This window comes from Shewanella sp. H8 (genome assembly GCF_040285065.1).
Lineage (GTDB): Bacteria > Pseudomonadota > Gammaproteobacteria > Enterobacterales > Shewanellaceae > Shewanella > Shewanella polaris.
Window position 1 is genome coordinate 2,893,039 of sequence record NZ_CP157213.1, and the last position, 23,536, is coordinate 2,916,574.

Sequence of the window (23,536 nt, forward strand, 5' to 3'; positions counted from 1 at the left end):
GGGATCTCGTTATGATTAACCCGCTTTGGGCATTTATGCCTACTCGTTATAAACATAAACGGAATAAAACCCATGCTGCATTGCTTGTAATTGGTTTATTCAGTGTCACTCCGAGCGCATTTGCCACCCACCCAAATATCACCCCAGAAATGCTGCATGCATTAACAACATTGTCAGACAGTGAAAAACTGCGTATTGGCAATCGGATCAGTAATGTCGATGATGAAATTAACCGTTTATTACCACAGCTCACACTGGCTGAAAAGGTGTCCTTGGTGCACGCTGCGGGTAAGTTTCATATCCCAGCGATTGAGCGCTTAGGCATACATGAAATGTGGATGTCTGACGGTCCACACGGAGTACGTTATGAAATAGAACGAGATTCTTGGGCACCTGCTGGCTGGACAAACGACTATTCTACCTACTTACCACCACTTACGGCTGTTGCAGCAAGTTGGGATCCTAATATGGCGCGCCTACACGGCAATGTATTAGGCGCAGAAGCACGCCATCGTAATAAAGACCTTATTCTTGGCCCAGGGGTTAACCTCGCAAGGTTGCCATTATATGGGCGCAACTTTGAATACATGGGCGAAGACCCATATTTAGCCGCCAGCCTAGTGGTGCCAGAAGTGTTAGCAATTCAAGCTAATGATGTTGGCGCGACTGTAAAACATTATGCCTTAAACACTCAGGAATTAAATCGTACTGGGGTAAACGCCAAACCGGATGAACGTACCTTGCGAGAAGTGTATTTACCCGCCTTTGAGGCTGCAGTAAAACAAGCCAATGTGCATGCCATTATGGGCGCATATAACGAGTTTCGTGGCACCAATGCCAACCAAAGCGCTCACCTAGTCAATACAATATTAAAAGGTGAATGGGGTTATCAAGGCGTGTTATTAACCGACTGGAATGTCGACATCAATACCTATGATGCCGCAATGAATGGCCTTGATATTGAAATGGGTACCGATGTCGCTGATTTCGACGATTACTTTTTAGCTAAACCATTATTGGACATGATTAACGCAGGCAAAGTACCCGTGGCGGTTTTAGATGACAAAGTCCGCCGTATTTTAAGGGTACAACTCAGTATCGGCATGATGGATAAACAGCGCTTATCGGGTCAGCGTAACACTCAAGCACATCGTAATGATGCCAAAACCATTGCCGCTAACGGTATCGTGCTATTAAAAAATGACACTAACACTCTGCCGCTTAATCCGAATAAACTCAAACGGGTATTGGTGTTAGGCCCTAATGCCGATAAGCGACATGGTTTTGGTGGTGGCTCATCTGAAGTCAAAGCTTTATATGAAATTAGCCCGCTTGATGGTTTAAAAGCCAAACTCGGTGACAAAGTCGATATTACTTTTATGCGCCCAGCCAGCAGCGACTTTATGCCAATTCCGAATGACTATCTCACCACTCGCCATTGGACAGGCACCCCGTCTTGGCAAATTAACTATTACCGAGACAATGAAATGAAGCAACTGGCCAGCGAATCATGGATCGCCGATCCGAAATTTGATGCCAAAGGAAAAAACCAAGTTATTGAAATTAAAGCAAGCCTTAAACCTATCGAATCAGGCAGCCACAGCTTTAATATTAAAGCAGATGGCAAAGTAGCGTTATACATTAACGACAAACCACTGTTCAATACAACCACAGCAAATTCGGAAAAAGTGATAACTAATACAGTCAAGTTAACCGCGGGCGAAACCTATGCGATTAGCTTACGCTACCAAGGCGACAAACAAGCCACATTAGGCTGGGAAACACCCAACAGCTTATACAATAGTGAACAAGAGTATTTAGCCGCTGCAAAAAAAGCAGACGCTGTCATTTATTTTGGTGGCTTAAGCCATGCTGACGATCGTGAATCGATTGACCGCCCAAACATGACCTTACCCGGCCAGCAAGACGAAGTGATAACTAAACTGCTTAACGCCAACCCAAACACAATAGTGTTTTTGATTGGTGGTTCAGCGGTTGAAATGCCGTGGGCTGAAACAGCCAGCACCATAGCTTGGGGTTGGTATGGTGGTATGGAAGCCGGTAATGCTTACGCAGACATGTTATTTGGCGATACCAATCCAAGTGGTAAAATGCCAATAACCATACCGAAAAAGCTCACCGATACAGCACCGATTGCCTTAAATGACTATAACGAAACCGAGTCGTTGTATTCTGAGGGGGTATTTATTGGTTACCGCTGGTTTGAGCAACAACAAATTAAACCTTTGTTTGCTTTCGGCCATGGCTTGTCTTACAGCCAGTTCAGTTACCAAAACATCAAGCTATCAAGTGCGAGTATTGCTGGCGATGACACTATGACAGTCAGTGTAGATATTACCAACACCAGTAAAGTGGATGGCGCTGAAGTAGTGCAGTTGTATTTACACGATGCAAAAGCCAGTGTTCCGCGCCCCACTAAAGAACTAAAAGGTTTTGATAAACTCTGGTTAAAAGCCGGCGAAACGAAAACAGCTAGCTTTACCCTCACTCAACGTGATTTATCATTCTGGGACGTTAACACTAATGATTGGTTGGCAGAATCTGGCGAGTTTAAAGTAATGATTGGCGCATCGGTTGCCGATATTCGCTTACGCAAAACTTTTGACTATCAGAATAAGGCTAAATAATAGCTTGTGACTTGCTAGCATTCTTTATGGACAATAAGTTTACTTGCATTAAGTTTACTGACGATAAGTCTGCTTTATACACCAGCAAAAAGGCAGGACACAGCTTTATGTACCCGTGTTCTGCCAATATATTCTACCTGTGTAACGTAAACATTGTGGTGCAGGTACTCGCCAATCTCAACTAAACATTAATCCTCAATAAATGCCATTAACTGATCGGTTAGTTGTTTAGCCAATACAGGCTCACCAGCATGTTCCAGCAGCAAAGCAACACATTCTGCGGTGCATAAACCGCCTTCTATCTGATTACGCCGTAATGGATAAATCGAAGCCTGAGAAGCTTGTAATGCAACGCTAGGTAAAGTCTTAAGATAAGGGCTTTGATTAAACATCTTGCGCGCTTCTTGCCACGTCGCATCAATAAGCACTAAATACTCTGCAGATGCTGACGATACATTAGTCACTGCCACAGTCTCATCGCTTGGGAATACCAACCCCACCTTACCAGCTGCAATCAAACTCAATAACGCTACATCTGGTTGTTTACGGTGCCATTCAACCACTCGGGCTCGTTCACCTAATACCTTAGACACCAACTGCCCAGTATTATTGGCTCGCAACACTTCGCGAGTATGGGTTAACAAAATAATATTCACAATAATACCTAACCGAATGAATGCTTTATCTGCATAATGTAACACAGCGATGCTAAAATCATAAAACAGCAACTATGCCAACATGATAAAAATATACCCTAATAGAATTACGTTATTCTTTGCAGTACATTTGCACCATCAATTTAAGCTATAATCGCCAAAATCGATTTTGTGTCACACGTCCTTTAATCCGAGTTGAAATCAGCTAATGATATTCCAGCAAGTTATCGCGTTATTTTTTGCCATGTTTATTTTAGCTATAGTGCCTGGCCCCGCAGTATTTGCGATGGTATCAAGATCACTGTTAAATGGATTTAGTCACGGCGCAGCAATAACGTTTGGCGTATTGCTTGGTGATTTTCTCTATATATTGTTAGCACTTTTTGGCTTATCTACTATTGCTAACGCCATAAGCCCAGCGTTCGAGCTGATAAAATATGCCAGTGCGCTGTATTTATGTTGGCTTGGATTCAATATGCTGCGCGCAACGGCTAAAGGCGCTAAATTAACAACGGCATTAAGAGTCAGTCAGTTTAAAAACATCCTCACAGGCAGCTTTATCGCCCTAAGCAACCCTAAAGCATTAATCTTTTATGTCAGCTTTTTTCCTGCTTTTGTACCGATGAATCACGTCAGCTTTACCGACGTTATCCTAATACTCACTATTGCAACCTGCGCTTTTGGTTCTGTAAACCTCGCTTACGCTTACCTCGCATCGGGTGCTAAACGACTCTTTATCTCACCCAATTTTACAACCATAATGAATCGTATAGCAGGCTCTATCATGCTGCTTTCAGGCATTTTAGTTGCTATTACGATATAGGATTATCAATGACCGCGTTACGCTTTACCCCATTAACCTTAACAAGTGGATTAACCTTAAAAAACCGTGTTGTGGTACCACCAATGGCATCACAAACGGCTGACAGTAATGGTTTAGCTACCGAACAAACCTTTAGCCATTATCAAAACTTAGCCCAGTCTGGCGCTGGCCTAGTAATGGTAGAGTACAGCCATGTCAATCTTGCTGGTCGCAGTGAAGCTAATCAACTGGGTGTACATGATGACGCGTGTTTACCCGGACTCAGTAACATTGCCAAGTTATTACATCAAATGGATGTTAAAACAGGCTTACAGATAACCCATTGTGGCGGTAAAGACAGTGCCGGTATTAGCACCGATATAATGGGCCCTTCTGGCATAACCGTGCCAGCATATGATCGGGTATTACCCACTCCTCGCGCCATGACATTGGAGGATATCGCGACTTGGCAACAAGACTTTGTTAATGGCGCTATTCGAGCGGATAAAGCTGGTTTTGATTTAGTCGAAATCCATTGTGCCCATGGTTACGGCATCAATCAGTGGTTATCGCCGCTGACCAATCAACGCCAAGACCAATACGGTGGCAGTGTTGAAAATCGCGCCAGAATATTGCTCGAAATAGTCAGTAAAATAAAACAAGCGGCGCCAAGATTAGCGGTAATGACACGCATTCCTGGGCAAGACGGTTATCCCGGAGGTTTGTCTCATACCGATATGGGCCACGTTAGCCGATGGCTAGTTGATGCTGGCGTAGAAATACTTAACGTATCATCAGGCATTGGCGGCTGGAATCGCCCTAAAGACAAACGGGGCGAAGGCTTTTTAGTTGAAGATGCCGCGCCGCTGACAGGCGCGACCACCGCAGCAGTCATTGGTGTTGGCGGTATTGAAAGCATTGATTACATCGAAACCATTTTAGCGACTAAGCAAGTCGATTTAGTGGCAATAGGCCGGGCTATTTTGGCCGGACCAAGTGATTTTGCAACACGAGTGATGGCTCAACATAAATAATGCTGTAACGTCAGCAATGGCTCGCGCGAAATGATGATCTAGAGCCTAAATCTAATCTTAATTGCTGAAAAAGCCCCTCAATAACGCGTTGTTGAGGGGCTTTTTAGTACTTGTTGCAAAGACGAGTGATAGAAATTAATGACCGATTGTTTTCAATTTCTGTAGATAATCCGCATTGCTTAATAATGCTATTACCTCTGCGGGTTCTAACCATGATTCTAATTGCGGTAAGCTTTCAGCATGGTTTAATTTCCATTCTGCAATAATTCTCGGGGCATAAAACGTCGGTTTTTGTTCACCTAAGTCTGGTAACTGAGCAAGGTGCCATTTAAGTAATAAAGGATTATTAACCAACCGACTGAACGGATGCATGTGTCGAAGATGTGACAAGTTAGCCTCGGTTTCCTTAACTTTAACCAAAATGTTAACTGGTTTTTTTTCTTCAGGCGCTCGCAGTAATCCGACTGTTTTAATCCATTTAGTTCGCCTCGCGCCGCCACTCAACCACGACAAAGGGATCGATAGCATCAACCCTATCGTAATCGGTAATAACCAGTAAAAGAGTTCTGTACTGAGCGATAGTGCGGTCAAAGCAAGCGCAACCCCAAACACGGTATGACCAAGATGAGCACGCATCACTGACATCCAGCTCAATGCTCCATCGTCTCGAGATTGAGGCATCCAGCCACTGTCTTTGCCGCGAAATATAGACAACACCACGCCAAACTGCGACACCATCAGAATAGGTGCATACAGAGCAGACATGATCATTTCCAACAAGGTACTCAGAGTTAACAGTATTGGCCCGCCAAATCGTAAACACCGCGAAATATTAATCAAGGCAGCAAACCAGCCAAATGCTTTAGGTGCCAGCACAATGGCCATTGACACCACAAACAAACTTAACGCGCGCTCAGAATCAAACACAGGCCAGGTTGGAAACAGCGATGGATTAGCAAAATACTCCGGACGTATAAATGCAGCTTGAACCGCAATAGCAAGCCCGACCATTATCAGGGCCAACCAAAAAATGGCGCTCAGGTAAGACATCACCCCAGACAAAAGATGCAACCGCGTCGGCAATGAAAAACCGCGAGCGAACATAAATGCTGAATGTTGTAAATTACCCTGACACCAGCGTCGGTCACGGATCATCACATCAATTAACGACGGTGGAGCTTCTTCAAATGAAGCCTCTATATCAGTATCAAAACGCACGCCCCAACCTGCACGACGCAGTAGCGCCGCTTCGATAAAGTCATGACTTAGTACATGGCCGCCAAAAGGTGCTTTACCGGACAGAATAGGCAGATGACAAGATTGGGCAAATGCTTTGGTGCGAATAATGGCATTGTGGCCCCAAAAATTTGATGACAAACCATGCCAAGCCGACAAACCCTCGGCATAAATAGGACCAAAACATTGATTAGCAAACTGTTGTAAACGGCTGTAAAGCGTATTGGCAAACACCAGTGTCGGTAAGGTTTGAATAAGTCCCACACCAGGTGCGCCAGCTAAACGACGTGATAATGTCACCATCGACTTTGCACTCATGATGCTATCCGCATCAAGCACTATCATGGCCTCATAATCACCGCCCCAACGCTGAACCCAATCACCGATATTACCGGCTTTACGTTCACTGTTTTGGTGACGACGACGGTAATAAACCGGACACTGAGGTTGGCTGTTATTGATAAGATCTAGAAAAGCCTGTTCCTCAGCTATCCATGCATCAGCTCGATTAGTGTCACTGAGAATAAAGAAAGCATATTTACCCGCTGCGGTAGAGATTAAATCTGCACTCATCGCCTCTATTGTGGCCCTAATACGCAGCGGATCTTCATTGTAAATAGGTAGCAATACCGCCGTTTTGAAATTGGGTTCTGTCTCATTTTCTTTAATCAGGCGCGGTTTGAGATGCAATAGAAAACCCAATAGTGCCTGTGAAAAAGCAAAAGTAACCCACAGAAAGTTAATGCTAAACAACACCAAAAAAACCATTTGCAAAATGGTAATTGCATTGGTATTAAGCACCAAATACATTTCTCTTATGCCATAAGTAGATAAACCCGCGGTGACCATAAACACAAATAACCGTGCAACAAATGTTCGAAGCGTAAACCACACAGTTTGTTGACTCGGATTCAACCTGTGGCCCGGTTCAGAAACCTCATGACGAAACATCTCCAGTGGCGATTCATCTGGCAACGCACGTGCACCACAATAGGTATCGTTAACGTGAGCAGATAGAGGATTGTTATTGTCTATCATAAAGGCCAGTCCTCTGCAGTAAAGCGATACAGCCATGTCATACCAAGCGGTTTATCTTTGTTACTTAGCTGTACACGTAACTCTGCAACTTCAGCATCTTGAGGATCGAACGTGATAAAAACTCTGGCACCATCAACACTGGGATTAGACTCAATACGTGATTCTAAAATAGCGCCACTGCTGATACTGGCATCGACACGAATATGACTGACATCGTTGGCATTGATGTGACTGTAATCGATAACGATCTCATTTTTATCTGTCGATAATTTACGACCACCAGCAGTTCGAACCACTTTTACTTTGCCTTCGGTTTTAGGGATCTGATCCACCCAGGTCAATTGGTATGAGTAAGTGAATGGCTGACCTTTTTTCAAGCCTTGTTCTGGCTTCCAATAGGCAACAATATTGTCATTGGCTTCAGAATCCGATGGGATCTCAACCAGTTCGACTCTGCCCTTGCCCCAATCACCCGTTGGTTCAACCCAAGCCGATGGACGAAGATGATAATTTGCTTCAAGGTCCTGATAATAATCTAATTTTCGATGTGGCTGGATCAAACCAAATCCTTTAGGATTCTCATCCATAAAAGAACTTACTTGTAATCCACGAGGATTATTCAGTGGCCGCCAAATTTTCTCACTATTTCCTTTTTCCATTAGCAGGCCTTCAGAGTCATGTACCGCTGGACGGTAATCAGCAGTATCAGCGCGATCGATGCCGCCATGCATAAACATTGACGTTAACGGAGCCAGCCCCACATTCTTAACATCCAGCCTTGGGAAAAGCTTAACATCGACGCCCATTCTGGTCGGATCTCCAGGGTAAATAGCAAAACGATAGGCTCCTGTTACACTCACACTGTCTAGTAACGCATGGACCACAATCGCCTCTTGGTGGCTTGATGGTCGTTCAATCCAAAACTTTTTAAATAAAGGATATTCTTCACCTTTAGGATCGGCAACATTGATGGCAAGTCCTCGGGTAGATAACCCATACGCTTGCCCTTTAGAGACCCCACGAAAATAACTGGCGCCCTGAAACACCAGAAATTCATCTTTATAATCATCGCGATTGATCGGGTAATGCAAACGAAACCCTGCATATTTACCGACTTGCTCCAGTAATTTGCCAATTGATTCATCTGGCACTCTGAAGGATGATTCAGATACTTCTACCGGAAATGATTTACCATTCTCGACCACGTCGATATCAATCAACTGTTTATAGATATACCCAGGAGCAAATAGTTGTATCGAGAAAGGCGTGGGCGCATTGCCCCAAATAGCGGCATGTTGTTGGAAATTAATTTGACGATAGGTTGAGTAATCTATTTTAGTCAGCGCTTCGGGGGCTTGTTTGGGTTCGATAAAGGGGGTCTGGGACAGTTTTTGAGCAACTTCTACGACTGCGTCATGGGAGAATGGCTTACTATCAGGCTTGGAGATTGGCGTTTCTGCATAAATAACATTTGCCCATGATACTAACAAAAGTAATACAGCAAGATTAACCAAAGCTTTCACAGAAAATCTATCATCAACCATTTGTTTAACTGGTGAATTGCAGAACATATCAAAATTCCTTATTGAAAATTCACAAAATAATTTCACAACAAAATATTACAACATCATGCTAATGTCTAAATCTAGAAATATGATTTTAATCGAAGATCATTGAGCTCGACTTAACTTCAGATCGGGTTAAGGTGTGGGATAAATTAGTTAACAATAGAATATTGGGTCTATTTCAAATCAAACTGGTCATTTGTTTTACTAACAAGGCACATTGACATATCAATCGCGAGCCTATGATAAGTTAATGAAACACAGTTGTAGGACAAAGAGCAGCTTAATGGCAGTATTCCGACAGAAGTAATTTAGTTTACTTAACACTATGAACATCACTCCGATTTTTTCTAAAGATCAATGCCAAGTAACTTGAACATAACAGTTGTTCTAGTATTAACAGAAAAATCTAAGAATTTTGAGTAATTTCCCTACTATATGAATAATCTTTAACACTCCAAACATACTTGGTCGAAATACAAAACCAATATAGAACCAAACACCAACTCAACATATGACATATTGAGTTGGTGTAGTAAACCTGTAGCGCCAATGTACGTTGATTAAAGTAGACGAGATCGCCAAAAGCTAGCTGAGCAAAGCCAATAAATCATTGGCATTCCCCTTCCAAGGACCTTGAGTGCCATCGGATAAAATACTGTCAGCCAAACCTTGTTTGTGCTGCTGCATTTCTTGAATTTTCTCTTCAACAGTGCCTTGAGCAATCAATTTATACACAAATACCGGATTTAACTGACCAATACGATGAGCTCGATCGGTTGCCTGACGTTCTGCCGCTGGGTTCCACCAAGGATCGAAGTGAATAACAGTATCGGCAGCGGTTAGGTTAAGCCCTGTTCCGCCCGCTTTTAAACTGATCAAAAACACTGAATTATCGCCTTCCTGAAACGCGTCAATTTGAGTTTGACGATCACGAGTTTGACCAGTCAACTTACTATAGCTAATGGCCAAGCGTTTTAGTTCATCTTCAATGAGCGCCAACATACCGGTAAATTGGCTGAAGATAAGAATTTTACGACCGTCTTCAATCATGTCTGGCAGGTTTTGAATTAACCACGTCATTTTAGCGTTGTCTTTAACTTGCTGTGCTTGTTCAAGCTTCACTAAACGTGGGTCGCAACAAGCTTGACGTAGTTTCAACAGTGCATCTAAAAATTCGATATGGCTACTTGAAACACCCTTTTTAGCAAATAATTCACGCAGTTTTTTCTCCATCACTAAACGGATAGATTCGTACAAATTACGCTGGTCTTTTTCAAGTTCCAAAGTTTGAATAATCACCGTTTTTTCGGGTAACTCAGAAACCACTTCTTTCTTCGTTCGACGCAACATAAAAGGGGCAATTCGTTGGCTCAATAACTGCGACTTTTCTACATCGGCTTGTTTTTCAATTGGGCCGCGAAACTCTTTATTAAAGTAAGTGTGTTGGCCTAATAAACCCGGTAAGCAAAAATCCATTAACGACTTTAGCTCGCCTAAATGGTTTTCAAGCGGTGTGCCAGATAAACATAAGCGAAACTTACCTTTGAGGGTTTTAATCACTTGAGTCACTTTGGCTTGCGCATTTTTGATTTGCTGTGCTTCATCCAAAATAATGTGCTCAAACACATATTCACTGTAAATGGCTTCATCTCGAAGCATTAATGGATAAGTGGTTACCACCACATCAAACTGGTTAATTTGCTCTAATAACGACTGGCGTTTACTACCGTGGATCACCACGACATTCAGCGATGGTGCAAATTTATGGGCTTCTTTTAACCAGTTACCCACTAAACTGGTAGGACAAACAATTAAACTGGTGCGACGTATCGTCGCGTCTTGCTTAGCTTTCAGTAAAAAAGCCAAGGTTTGAATGGTTTTACCTAGGCCCATATCATCTGCCAAAATGCCACCTAATTGATATTCTTTAAGAAAACACAGCCAATCAAATCCCTGCTTTTGATAATCACGTAACGTTGCATGTAAACCAGCAGGTAACTCTACGGGAACGACACCTTTAAACTCTGCCAGTTTTGTGGCTAGGTTGCGTACTCGTTCACCATTAAGCAAACGCACGTCACTGGCCGATAAATCATTCAAAATATGTGCACGGTTACGGGGGATAGCAATAACATCACCAGAATGACGATTAAACAATTCTTGAATAATGCTAATTAGTGGCTTAATGGTTTTAGCTTTAATCTTAATAAAGCCACCATTAGGACCCGGTAGCAGTAATTCATCATCATCCGCTGGTTCACCATTTTGTTGTAACCAACGCGCCACTAACGCTAATAAAGGTACGCTTTGGCCATCGATATCGGCACTGAGCGATAATGAAAACCAACCTGATTCATCATCGTCTACGAGGTCGACATCTAGCTGAGCATCGGTAATTTGTAAGTCAAAGTCATCGTCAAAATGAATCTCCATGCCTAATGCATTTAATGCATCAAGACCGTTACTGGTCAATTCAGACCATTCGAAGATAGATTCTGGTAATAAACCAACACTGACATAATAAGCTTGCTGGGAACTCGCTAAAACATTCTCAGGCTCTAGTGTCACCAAACCAACATCAGTTAATGATTGCAATGCGGCAAGTTCTTTTTCAGTATCACGGTGTACTTGATACTGAACCTGATTTTTTTTAACAAGACTAATACGTTCAGGTTTAGTGCTGGCATTAAATATTATTTCGCCATAACAATGATCCACCCGAATAACCGGTTGCATAATCTGACTGCCGGCAAAAAACTCGCGGGTAAAGGTTAATCGAGTCAGTAATGGATCCGTAATTTCACAAAAATCAATTTCACTTGGCACCGGTACCGTTTTAGGAGAAAAGTGCTGCAGCATTTTATGGCTAATCGCATCAACTTGAGCTAATGGAACGGGCGGCATGTGCTGCAATAAACTCAATTTTTTTACCGGCAAATCAGTGTCAATTTGACCTAAATGCAAATAATCTAACTCGACATATAATGGTGGCACTGTGGCGATAAATTCCCAATTTTCCAGACCTGGCATACGCATTTGCATTTGGGTGTGTTTTTTATCATGCTCAAGCCAAATAAACTCAGGCACTATGGCTTTGCCCCACGTTAACGGTGTGCGATTTTCTTCCCAAAAACACACTTCTGCAGCCAGCATTTTTGTAATTGCTAAAAATGAAATTTCACCTTCAATGTAAATTTTAGAACCATGATTATTTGATGATAATAATAAGCTGATAATTTGCTTGTCTTCGGGATCGATCCACCACGGCATACTGTAACGAATATCGGCCAAAGCAAGTTTACTGCCCTTGTTAAATTGACCTTTTTTATTTAATTTACTGCGTTTAAATTCAACAAAAATACCTTGGGGATCATTGGACAACACATAAATAATGCGGTCTTTTTCTTCATCCTCAACGTCAAACTCTGCAACAGTCTTTTGCTCGTCAAGTTGACGTAACCATTGGTGGATCCGTTGCTCTTCAACGGGTTTTTTATCGACCAGAGCCAGCAATGCTGCGGTAACGTGTTTGCAGTTGGTTCCGACAGGACAAGTACAATAAGAACGCATCACAATTTTGTGATTAACATTCACTAGGGTGATTTCTTGCCGATATGGCTCTGCTGCAGAACCTTGAACATAGGCTTCAATGTCATGGTTATCACTACTAGCAGTGACTTCTAGCACACGGCCTTGGATCAAATAGTTTTGCGCTTTTTGAATTTGGGGGGCCGAAAACAGTTTCGCAATCATCTCTAATGAGAGCTTAATGGGAAGATTAAACAGTTTCGCCGACATCAATATACCTAATAAAACCGCAGCAAAATAAGCAATGGCTGCTGATAAAAAGTTAACTTACCATTCTATGGAAGAAAGCAGATAATATCTAGGCTTTGCTGATGTTTAGAGCAAAAAACTCGCCGATATAGTCTATATATTGCAATAGCACAGTAATGGCTTCGCCAAAGTACACCAAGATTAAAATTGACTGTCGATCTTGATTAACAAACAAAAATTTCACATTGAACCCATCTGCGCCATCAATAGGTGATGATGGTAATCACAACCATCAATAAAAAAGGCGAAAGTAAAAACAAAGTTTTTAAGCGAGTTAATCGATATCTTAATCGCTGTAAAGCAGGATCTTGCAACAATGATAAATGACCAGAATGAAACGACTCCATCAACAGAATTTGAGTATACTTTTGTGCCGGCTCCATTTTACTGCTCATTTGATGACAACGTTGATACTCGTCAGGATAGTAAAGCTGAATATATTGGCAAATACCTTGGGTCATCATATTCAATTTATATATCAAAAAACTCATTGTTATTATTGATAAAACAACCCAACTAAACACAATCATTTAACGCCTCTATTTGCCTATAACAATACGTTCAAAAATCTTATTCGATCTATCACGCTAAAAAATATCTGCCATGTAAAATGGTAACTATAAAAAATTAATGATTCATTAAAAACGCTCAACAGACCATTGTATTGCCATCAATCCAATCGCGACAGAGCCAAGTTGTACACCCCAGTTTCGATACCAGAGGGTATGGCGAATAAATATCAATAACGGCAAAACTACTGCTAAAATAGCCAGTTGGCCTATTTCAACGCCAACATTAAATGCTAAAATCGCTAATAATTTTTGATTTTCAGGTAATCCAAGTTCACCTAATACTCCAGCAAATCCCATACCGTGTAATAAGCCAAACGCAAAAGTGATCCAACCTAATCGCAATACAATTGGCCACACATTATTTAAGGCGGCAAACAACACCGACAATGCGATGCCAAGCTCAACCCAATGGCTACTGAAATTAAGGACTCCCATCGCAGTGGCAGTTAACGTGACTGAATGCGCTAACGTAAATGCGGTAACAATCCACGCGGTATCTTTAAAAATTTGTTTCGGGTTATCGATTGCATGCCATTTTTTTTGTTCTCGAACCAATACACAAGTGAGCAACAATGCCAGCAAAAATAAAATATGATCTGTGCCTTTCCAAATATGAATCATGCCTTGATAAACATATTCAGTAAACGTAGCCCTGGCCTGACTTTCACCTAAATTAACCAATATTGTTGGCTTATCGTTATTGATTACACGAGCGTATTGATGATCGGGCGCGGTAATAGTCACAATCACTTGATGATCGGGATCAATATCAAAAAAGGCTTGATCATTGATGGATAACACCCCCGAACTATTACACTCAGCTTGAAACGAGGCGACTAAATAGCCTTCATTAAAATGCTGATCAATTTGTTGGGCGTCTTTAAAAGTCAGCGGACAATCTTGTTGTCGACCAATGGCTAAAGAAGATTGTAAATAATCAACCACAGCCACATGATGGGCTTGTAATTCTGCCCAAGTGATCTCGCCATCTTGGTTATCATCCATAGGAACAATTTGATTGATATCAAAAAATCCCACTTGCCAAGTCCCCTGTATTTGCCCTTGTTTATCCACGTTAACGGACAAATAACTGGTGCTCATTTGATGGGCAAAACTGCTATAACAAAATAATATCGAAAGCAATAATACACTGCTGGTGAACAACTTAAGGAATTGTCTATATCGTTTCACTAAAGGGTCCTTACAGACTATGTTGTCGAGACAAAGATGACGGCGAGTAATACTAACGTTTTATCATTAATAGCGCGACCCAACAATGCTTTAGCTTGCTATTAAAACAATCAGTTATACAAAAGCTTCTACCTGCCAGATTATTGTTATTCAGTAAAGTACTTATTAACGTTTACAAAAAAATGTGGATAAACAACCTAGGAAGTCAATTATAAAACATCAATGCATTAAACAAACCTATAAAAAAACACCATAGGTTCGCTATGGTGTTTCTAAGATAATCAACAGTCCTTAGCCTTGGAGTAAATATTCTTCCGCTTTCTCAATACTGCGCGGTTTACCCACCAGCATTAAAATATCATTACGAGTTAACACCCACTCTGGTGGTGGCGGATCTATTTCCTCCCCTTTACGGCGTACAGCACGAAGCTCTACATCCAAAGTTTGCCACGGAATATCGGCAACTTTTTTACCTACCGCACTGGCTCCAGAAGCCAATGACACCGCGTGCAATAAATCCAAGGTGAAGTCAGTTTCAGTTCCCGAAAAAAAGCCATGTAGATATTGATAGTGATTACGCCGCTCAGACTCAAGGCGTTTAATGATACGAGGTAATGGCACGCCACATTTATACAACACTTGCGACACTAACATCAAACTGCCCTCAAGCGACTCTGGTATAACTTGTGTAGCACCTGCGTCTTTCAGCTCATGCAAATTACTATCATCACGAGTACGCACCAATATTTTTACGTCAGGAGCAAGCTTACGCGCCACGGCTAAACACTCTTCAGACTGTCTTGGCTCGCAAAACGTCACGACCACCAAACTGGCTTGGCGTATGCCCATATTCTTTAATAGTGCCATCCTACAGGCATCACCAAAATGAATATTCTCACCCGCTGCCCTCGCCTCTGTTACCCGAGTAGGATCTAAATCCATAACCATGTAAGGCACTGCTTCAGTTTTTAAAAAACGGGCAATGGTTTGCCCCACACGGCCATAACCTAAAATAAGCACTGCATCACCGCTATCAGAAGGAGGCAATGCTCTCTCTATTGCTTCTTGTTTAGAAGACAATTTATTGCCGCTGACCTTTTTGGCAATATCAACGCTATTACGGATTAACCAAGGTGCTATCGACATTGAAATCACCGCCACGGCAACTAACACGGTACTCACTTCGGTTTCGAGTAATTGATAATTTACCGCTAATGCTAACAATACAAAACTAAACTCACCAACTTGGCCTAAACTGATTGCGGTACTGAGCGATACCTTGGTATTTTCGCCCACAAGTTTAAGCAAACCATGCACGATCAATATTTTAGTTAACACCACGCCGACCAAAATCAATAATACTTGCCACCAATATTGCATCACTAAATTGAAATCTAACAGCATACCAATAGAGATAAAAAATAAGCCCATTAATAAATCACGAAATGGCCTAATGTCAGCTTCTAACTGGCGTCGATACTGACTTTCACCCAACAACATCCCCGCAATAAAAGCCCCTAATGCCATCGACAACCCAAGCCATTGGGTAAACGCCCCGGTCACTAGGGCTACAACCAAGGTTGATAACACGAATAACTCATTTGAACGTGAGCGTGCCACTTCGTCAAAAATCCGCGGCAATATCCATTTACCAAATGACATTAATCCTAAAAAGGCCAAAATACCGGTGAGTAATCCCCAGGCGATATTGTTGAAGCTCATTTCAGCACCGCCTTTGGCTAACAGCGGCATTAAAATCAATAACGGCACTACCGCTAAATCTTGAAACAACAACACACTAACCGACAGCTCGCCATGCTTTCGTCTTAACCAACCCAGTTCATTAAGCAACTTCAACACAATGGCTGTCGACGATAGCGCGATAGCAGACCCAATCACCACTGCAGCGACTAAGTTTTGCCCAACCAACATAGCAATACCGCCAGCCACAAAAGCCGTTAACAGCATTTGTGCACTACCCAAACCAAAAACGGTGCGACGCATTGCCCACAATCGAGGTACTGAAAACTCAAGGCCGAGGGTAAACATTAACAGTACAACACCTAACTCAGCCACTGATTGCATTTGTAACTGGGTAAACCAATGGAAACCATTGGGGCCACTCACAACCCCGGTCAACAAATAAGCTAAAATAGCTGGCAAGCCAAGTCTACGTAACAATGCAATCGCCACAATAGCAATCACAAGCATCAACAAAATATGGATAAAAATGCTGTGTTCCATTCGGGATTAGGCTCCTTGTCAAAAAACTGTCGAAAGGGAATTAAACGTTTTAATTCTACTACAGTAAAACAATAACCAATTAATAACTATAGAAAAATTTTCATAGGCACGATTATTGCTATTAACATAGTAATTAGTTGTCACGTACTGGAACAAATACAATGGATTTTTCAATAGCAACAGAATTATATCCTGAGGATTACTGGTATCGTTCAGACACTTACTTGAATACGGAATCTGAATTAGACCTTATTCAAGTAATTCAACAACTACATGGAAGTTTAGATCCTCGGACAGTTTTTGCCTATTTCGGCAAAACCCTAGGACAACATTTGCCTGTCAAAGGAGTGCAGTTGACCCTAGATAAACAAAAATTTGTTTGGGGACGTCACTACGGTATTGAACTACAACGTACTGTTAATGATATGTTTTACATAACATATCAGTTATCAGTACCCCTCACGCCGTCACAAAAACAAACATTAGAACGACTTGAAAGTGTGTTAGTTCAGCCGTTAAATAATGCGTTAAAGTATCAAAATATGTCAAATCAAGCCATGTTTGACGCATTAACTAACTTAGGTAACCGTTACTATTATCGGCAAGCTATTGATATTGCGTTAGCACGAGTCAATCGCCGGCAAGGGCAAGTGTCGTTAATTGTTTTAGATTTAGATAAATTTAAACAACTTAATGATGTACACGGCCATAAAGTGGGTGATTTTGTATTAGTTGGTTTTGCAGAGTTAATCAATCAGGCCATTCGTAATACAGACCAAGCTTTCAGGATCGGTGGTGACGAATTTGTCATAATTACCCAAGGCGGATCCCACGCGGCAGCAAATGTATGCGAACGTATTATAGAAATGATGCCAAAACATGCTGAACTCACCGAATATAACATTCAATGCAGTTTCGGCGTTGCGGAGTCGTTACCGCAGCAAGAGGTAGAAGATTTATACGAACGAGCAGATAAAGCAATGTATGCAGCAAAAGCAGCTGGTCGCAATTGTTATCGAATCTGCGATAAATAGCCTGAACTCGGGATAAGTAATATAAAAGTTACCATCCAAACTGACAACTAATTGTAAAAAAAGACCTTATATCAATCAATAAGGTCTCTGATAACTGCATTAAAATGACATTACATTCCACGCAGTTGAATACGTCTTAAAAACTCCGTCATTACACGGTCGTAAACTAAATCACCTAAAAACAAATCCTCTACTCCATGGTCAATACTAGGATTGTCATTCACTTCAATCACATAGGCTTTACCATCGATTTCTTTTAAATCGACACCATACAAACCCGCGCCAATTAAATTAGACGCTTTAACCGCTGCATCGACAATATTTTGCGGCACCATTTTTAAGTCTATACAGTCAAAATCACCACTACTGACACGACCACTTTGATGATGTTGGTAAATTTGCCAATGACCACGGCTCATAAAGTAACGGCAGGCATAAATTGGCTGACGATTTAACACCCCGATACGCCAATCATAATCAGTCGGCATAAACGCTTGGGCTAAGATTAATGCACTGTGCTCAAAGATAATTGCAGCTTGTTCGAGTAAGGTTTCACGGTCTTTCACTTTAACAACCCCAAGCGAAAATGCACCGTCGGGTACTTTCAGTACAATTGGTAACCCTATGGTATCAATAACATTATCGGCCCAGTTTTTATCAGAGGCTTTAAAAATCAAACTTTTAGGTACAGGCACTTTATGTTTATTTAATAGCTCGGTTAAAAATACCTTATTAGTACACTTCATGATGGATTCAGGATCGTCCATTACGACTAATCCAAGTTGCTCAGCCGCTTTAGCAAACCGATAGGTAAAGTTGCTGATATTGGTGGTTGAGCGAATAAACAAGCCATCAAATTCGCTTAATCGAGCCAGATCATGAGATCCAATTTGAACCAGATCCATACCTATACGATTAGCTGATTTAGTAAATAGCTTGAGAGCGCCTTTGTTTGATGGCAGCATTTTCTCATTTTCATCCACCAACATGGCAATTTCATAACGATAACGTTTCGACGGTTTCGGTAAACGCCATACTTTTTGCGAAAACACTTCAAGATACTTAGCAAATAAATCTTGTTCTGAATCGGTTAAGTCTTGAAACGCCGCAGGCTCAATAGTATTAACTTGCCATTTACCTGACATTTTTAACAAACTTACCTGCAATACAGGCACGGTAAAACGTTCAAATATTTTACGCGCAAGCTTTTCCAGTGACGGATTATCACAATAGCCAAAAAATAGCTTCATGGTCACTTCATTCACAGTATCTGGTAGCTTATCTAAGTCCGATTGCGGCAAACTAAAAAAACGGTCTTGAGATAAATCATTAATGGTCATTACCCTAGGGATCACTCTATGACCGCGAGCTTCAGCCATGAGAGAGCAGTAATAACCGGTACTTAAATAGTCATAACTGCGACACAAGTTAATCACTTGCATGGCACTTTGATCTGCAAATGCGCCCATTTCTAAATAATCATGAACCGTGACCATATGATCACTGGGTAAATAAGGACGCCAATCATTAACATCGTCGGTGACAATTAAAAAATGAGCCATAAATATCTGTTGCCTCTTGTGCGGTTTAGCGCGTAAATTAAGCCATTATCATGTTTGCTAACTCGAGCCGACTCATGCTGCTTCGTCAAGCCACTCTCAGCGATTTATCCCAACTTAACCAAATTGAAAATAATGCATTTAGCGGCGATAAAATCAGTTCTCGGCAGATGAAACGTTTTATCAACTCACCACTGGACTGCTTATTAGTGGCCGACATAGACGGCACACTCGCAGGCTATGCTTTGGTGTTGTTTCATCGTGGTACTCGCCTCGCTAGACTTTACTCTATTGCCGTTGCTAGTGAATTTAGAGGCCAAAACATTGCCTTTAAACTGGTCACTCAATGTGAGCATGAGGTGGTTGAGCGTGGTTTCATTACATTACGCCTAGAAGTACGAAACGACAATATCGCCGCAAAAAATCTTTATATAAAAATGGGCTATAAAGTTCTCAAAACCTTAGTGCATTATTACGATGACTTGGCCGATGGCGTACGCATGCATAAACGCTTAGATCCACCAGGCCCGAGTAAAGTGATTAACATGCCGTTGTACGTGCAAACGACGCCCTTCACCTGTGGCGCAGCGTGTTTAATGATGGCAATGACAGCGGTTAAACCGCAATATCACCCCAGTAGAATAGATGAGCTGAGTATTTGGCGCGAAGCCACCACGATTTTTATGACTAGCGGCCATGGCGGTTGCAGTGTTCATGGTTTGGCGTTGGCAGCAATTAAACGTGGTTTACAAATTGAGATGTACAGCCAATCAACCTCGGTCCCTTTTATTGATAGCGTGCGTGATAGTAATAAAAAAGACGTCATCACCATTGTACATGACGATTTTTGCCAACAGTTGATTTCACAAGGTATTGAGATACACAACGCGGCACCTACACTAGTTCAAATTAAACATTGGATTGACAGCGCGTATGCGGTGTTGTTGATGATCAGCACTTATCGCTTTAATGGTGAGAAAGGCCCACACTGGGTGATATTAAGCGGTTATAACGAGCAGTTTATGTTTATCCACGACCCGTTTGTTGAAGTGCAGAAAGATGCGATTAACGCGGCGTATGTACCCATTAGTCAGTCAGAGCTGGCGCAGGTGATGCAATATGGGAAGCAGAAACAGGTTTCTTGTTTAGTGGTGAAGTCATCTTTGGCTTAATGATTATGTTTTTTATGGCCTGCGGCCACGACTGGTTTTTCAAACTTCGTTTGAATTAAGATCGCAAGCTTCCACCCTGCACGGGCCAAATTTACTGTCATTCTGGTAGTGCTGTTGAGCCGGAATTAGCTTTATTTTTTGTGCTTATGGCCTGCGGCCACTAACGTCGTGGCGCTTCGCCCACACTAGACCAAGAGGAAATTAACGGCTATTCCCTCTTGGAACTCCCAGCCGCCCCGCAACATTTTCAAACAGCGAAAAGGTAGCCATGGGGATTGATCCAGCTTTTAACTTCGTTTGTAACCTGCTTCGTCCTTATTCGAAAATGCTAACGCTTCCGATGGTACATCTGATGTGAACGGATTCACGAATGTCGCGGTGGCATGGATGCCAAAGAGCGACCTGTACCGCGAAAGCTAAGCTCACATCCATGTGAGCTTCACGCTATTTTCATCAACAGCCTCAAGTTCAGAGTTGAATTTATAGATTTTTAAACAAAACGTTTATTTCATTTATGAACAGAAATACGTTTAAGAGACAAGTTTTGAACTGTTTTTATAAAAGTTTACCCTGTCGCCCACTAAACATTACTGGCTACCAAAAGGTAACTAGATGCCTATCACGTCAAACAGAGCGTTTTCTCGACCAGGTATTTACATAATAAAGAGTCACATCTCACGTATTCGGGCTTATTCAACACTTGAGATAAGGACGCGGCTTCGCGCGGCCTATCCTTATATGTTAGCTGTACTTTAGCTCAGTGCTTTAATTTTTTGATGGTTCTAACGAACTCTGAGATACCCCAAGTACCTATACTAATGAAACTAATTTGCATTAAGCTAATTGAACTAAGGCTAAAATCAGTAGAGTAAACAGCATGGCCAATTAAATGACCTAATTGAAAAATACCTACTATTGAAGCTATTGCGCAAATAACAAGTAGCAACCAGTTTAAATAATTTAAATGATGATTCATAAGCATCCTTTTATGATTGTACAACTAACGCGAAGCACACGGGCGACGAGCCGCGCAGCAGTTTAGCGTCCCAGCGACCAACGGGAGCGAGTGATGCGTATAGTTATGTTTTTGAACGCTGCGCATTAGCTTTGTTGTCTAAGATATTTAATAACTCTTCGTACTTTGGCCCAGGGCCAAATTGAGGCAATCCAATAGCCAGTAAAACAGCGCCGAATGCTAAATAAACGATATACTCAGCGACAACCACACCTGTTGCCATCACAGTAATTCCGCATAGCATGACAACAATCAGCAAAACTCTGAATAATGTTGCAGTCTTAATCTTTTTCTTAGCACCGGCTATCACTTCCAGTTCTTTGTCACTGAATTCCATGGTTAAACCTTTTTAAAAAATATAAAAGTGTATTAACGTGAATTCCGATAAACATCCTGAGAAGCCAACCAAAATTCAACTTTAATATCATTTTTTATTAATATTTATTAGTAACTTATCAGCATATATTAGCTAAATCAACTCATTAGCGCTTGGATGCTCTTTATGGAGAGAATCGAGAATTTAGATTACCAAGAGTAATATTAACTCGTTATGTAAATAATATTTTTAACAAAAGCTAACTGATTCAACTGGCGAGATCAATCATGCCACCCATTTTTATGATGTTTTATGGCTAGCTCACGTCGTTTTCTTCAACGGCCTCAAGTTCAGAGTTGAATTTAACCATTTGTAAGCTGAGACTAACCCGTTTTTGGACATTGAACGTATTAGTGCTTAATAGTTAAACTCACTATTCGCATTATGATAAGTATGGTGAATTTCGTTTAATCGCATAGTCTCTTGTTATACGTTCATTGAGACAACTTTTATTCTTTTAGACTAAGGCCTTTATGTGAACTGTATACATGCTGCATATCCGTACCATTAACTAAATAAGCATCCATTTCTACAGTGATTAGCCCTGATAATGGCTTAATTTCAAGAATACCTGATTCACCTAAATTTGCAGATAGCAGAGTGCGATTGCTAATAGCTAGGAAAGTTTTGTCAGTACCTCGCAAGTCGCCATTTACATATAATTTTGCCCCACTAAACCACGAATTTGTTATTTTAACTTTGTTTGATTTAACGGTGAATTCAAAAGATTTTCTCATTAGATCTCCATATTCTGAGAAACATATAAAGCCCTGTTAGTTACAATGTAGCCAATTACTCAAGTTATTTTTCTTAGCACTGTGCTTGAAATACAGAGCCATGAAAAAACCAAACAACAACCCCATAAACATGAATATTAACCATGCCACCCATTCTATGATACTTAAACTCACTAGTTGCATTATGATAAGTATGGTGAATTTTACGATTTAACCATATATAAACAATTGTCCAATGGTATTTGCTCAGGGTAACTTGCAAGCACGAAACCAAATTTTTCATAAGCTTTTATCGCGCTATAGTTATGCGCTAAAACAAACAAGGAAGATTCTTTTACTTTTAGTTCTACAATACCTAATCTATAAAGACGATTCATAAGCTCTGATGCTATACCTTTACCTCGATATTTTGGGTTAACAATTAATCGAGCTAAATGGCATTTGTTTAATCGTTGGTAAAATTGACCAAAAGCTAGAAATTCCGACTCATTTGAAACAAGTGCAAAAGAACTTAACATATTAAGTTTGAGATCTTCAACAAAAGTCATTGCATTAAATGGATACCTAAAGTTTGGTCCTGACCAATCTGTAAGCTCTTGCTCGCAACAAAACCAGCTCATCATTTCTAATAGATGATTATCTAAAGGTTGAATTAATTGCATATTTACCTTAACACATTAACCATGCCACCCATTTTTATGCTAATTAACATAACTGCTTTACAATTTGATTGCGATAACTTTCTGCTATATTCAAATGTATAAATTGAATGAGAATTACCAACAAACTGAGTGCTAGATAGATAATGGTGAGTAAT

At 41.1% G+C, this 23,536-nt stretch carries 17 protein-coding genes; 5 read left to right on the forward strand and 12 right to left on the reverse strand.

All coding sequences use genetic code 11. From position 1 onward, the window contains the following. Positions 1-11: 11 nt before the first annotated feature. Positions 12-2,648, forward strand: coding sequence for a glycoside hydrolase family 3 C-terminal domain-containing protein (locus ABIS04_RS12560; protein ID WP_350431274.1), 2,637 nt, complete (start codon positions 12-14; stop codon positions 2,646-2,648). Positions 2,649-2,836: 188 nt separating this feature from the next. Here ABIS04_RS12560 and ABIS04_RS12565 read toward each other — a convergent pair whose 3' ends face one another. Further along, entirely contained in the window at positions 2,837-3,304 is a 468-nt protein-coding gene (locus tag ABIS04_RS12565; RefSeq protein WP_350431275.1) for a tRNA-uridine aminocarboxypropyltransferase, read from the reverse strand. A gap of 208 nt (positions 3,305-3,512) precedes the next feature. Between ABIS04_RS12565 and ABIS04_RS12570 the strand changes: the two genes are divergently transcribed. Then, positions 3,513-4,127: a LysE family translocator gene (locus ABIS04_RS12570; protein WP_350431276.1), complete on the forward strand. Its 615-nt coding sequence runs from the start codon at positions 3,513-3,515 to the stop codon at positions 4,125-4,127. 8 nt (positions 4,128-4,135) lie between these two features. After that, entirely contained in the window at positions 4,136-5,140 is a 1,005-nt protein-coding gene (locus ABIS04_RS12575) for an NADH:flavin oxidoreductase (RefSeq protein ID WP_350431277.1), read from the forward strand. A gap of 135 nt (positions 5,141-5,275) precedes the next feature. Here the strand turns inward: ABIS04_RS12575 and mdoH are convergent, their stop codons facing one another. The 6 genes from mdoH to ABIS04_RS12605 all read right to left on the reverse strand — a co-directional run bounded on the left by mdoH (position 5,276) and on the right by ABIS04_RS12605 (position 16,826). Beyond that, on the reverse strand, positions 5,276-7,414 hold the full coding sequence (gene mdoH, locus ABIS04_RS12580; protein ID WP_350431278.1) for a glucans biosynthesis glucosyltransferase MdoH: 2,139 nt from the start codon (positions 7,412-7,414) through the stop codon (positions 5,276-5,278). After that, positions 7,411-8,985, reverse strand: coding sequence for a glucan biosynthesis protein G (locus tag ABIS04_RS12585; protein WP_350431279.1), 1,575 nt, complete (start codon positions 8,983-8,985; stop codon positions 7,411-7,413). The genes mdoH and ABIS04_RS12585 overlap by 4 nt, the downstream gene beginning before the upstream one ends. A gap of 582 nt (positions 8,986-9,567) precedes the next feature. Then, on the reverse strand, positions 9,568-12,780 hold the full coding sequence (locus ABIS04_RS12590) for a DEAD/DEAH box helicase (protein WP_350431280.1): 3,213 nt from the start codon (positions 12,778-12,780) through the stop codon (positions 9,568-9,570). Between the two features lie 242 nt (positions 12,781-13,022). Beyond that, the gene (locus ABIS04_RS12595; RefSeq protein ID WP_350431281.1) at positions 13,023-13,301 is read right to left on the reverse strand and encodes a hypothetical protein; all 279 of its coding nucleotides are present in this window, start codon (positions 13,299-13,301) and stop codon (positions 13,023-13,025) included. 156 nt (positions 13,302-13,457) lie between these two features. Next, positions 13,458-14,582, reverse strand: a complete 1,125-nt coding sequence (locus ABIS04_RS12600) for a HupE/UreJ family protein (protein WP_350431282.1) — start codon at positions 14,580-14,582, stop codon at positions 13,458-13,460. Between the two features lie 291 nt (positions 14,583-14,873). Beyond that, positions 14,874-16,826, reverse strand: a complete 1,953-nt coding sequence (locus ABIS04_RS12605; RefSeq protein WP_350431283.1) for a monovalent cation:proton antiporter-2 (CPA2) family protein — start codon at positions 16,824-16,826, stop codon at positions 14,874-14,876. 161 nt (positions 16,827-16,987) lie between these two features. On the opposite strand from ABIS04_RS12605, the gene ABIS04_RS12610 reads away from it, so the two are divergent. Continuing rightward, a complete protein-coding gene (locus ABIS04_RS12610) occupies positions 16,988-17,860 on the forward strand; it encodes a GGDEF domain-containing protein (protein ID WP_350431284.1) in 873 nt (290 codons plus the stop codon). Between the two features lie 110 nt (positions 17,861-17,970). Here the strand turns inward: ABIS04_RS12610 and ABIS04_RS12615 are convergent, their stop codons facing one another. Further along, entirely contained in the window at positions 17,971-19,422 is a 1,452-nt protein-coding gene (locus tag ABIS04_RS12615; protein WP_350431285.1) for a RimK family protein, read from the reverse strand. Between the two features lie 74 nt (positions 19,423-19,496). Between ABIS04_RS12615 and ABIS04_RS12620 the strand changes: the two genes are divergently transcribed. Continuing rightward, positions 19,497-20,591: a GNAT family N-acetyltransferase/peptidase C39 family protein gene (locus ABIS04_RS12620; protein ID WP_350431286.1), complete on the forward strand. Its 1,095-nt coding sequence runs from the start codon at positions 19,497-19,499 to the stop codon at positions 20,589-20,591. A gap of 1,079 nt (positions 20,592-21,670) precedes the next feature. Here the strand turns inward: ABIS04_RS12620 and ABIS04_RS12625 are convergent. From ABIS04_RS12625 to ABIS04_RS12640, 4 genes are all read right to left on the reverse strand, one after another. Then, positions 21,671-21,943: a hypothetical protein gene (locus ABIS04_RS12625; RefSeq protein ID WP_350431287.1), complete on the reverse strand. Its 273-nt coding sequence runs from the start codon at positions 21,941-21,943 to the stop codon at positions 21,671-21,673. A 488-nt stretch (positions 21,944-22,431) separates the two neighbouring features. Beyond that, positions 22,432-22,719: a hypothetical protein gene (locus tag ABIS04_RS12630; RefSeq protein WP_350431288.1), complete on the reverse strand. Its 288-nt coding sequence runs from the start codon at positions 22,717-22,719 to the stop codon at positions 22,432-22,434. A gap of 36 nt (positions 22,720-22,755) precedes the next feature. After that, positions 22,756-22,902 (reverse strand): DUF6404 family protein, encoded by a 147-nt coding sequence (locus tag ABIS04_RS12635; RefSeq protein WP_350431289.1) that lies wholly within the window; start codon positions 22,900-22,902, stop codon positions 22,756-22,758. Positions 22,903-22,922: 20 nt separating this feature from the next. Continuing rightward, on the reverse strand, positions 22,923-23,381 hold the full coding sequence (locus ABIS04_RS12640; protein WP_350431290.1) for a GNAT family N-acetyltransferase: 459 nt from the start codon (positions 23,379-23,381) through the stop codon (positions 22,923-22,925). Positions 23,382-23,536: the final 155 nt, after the last annotated feature.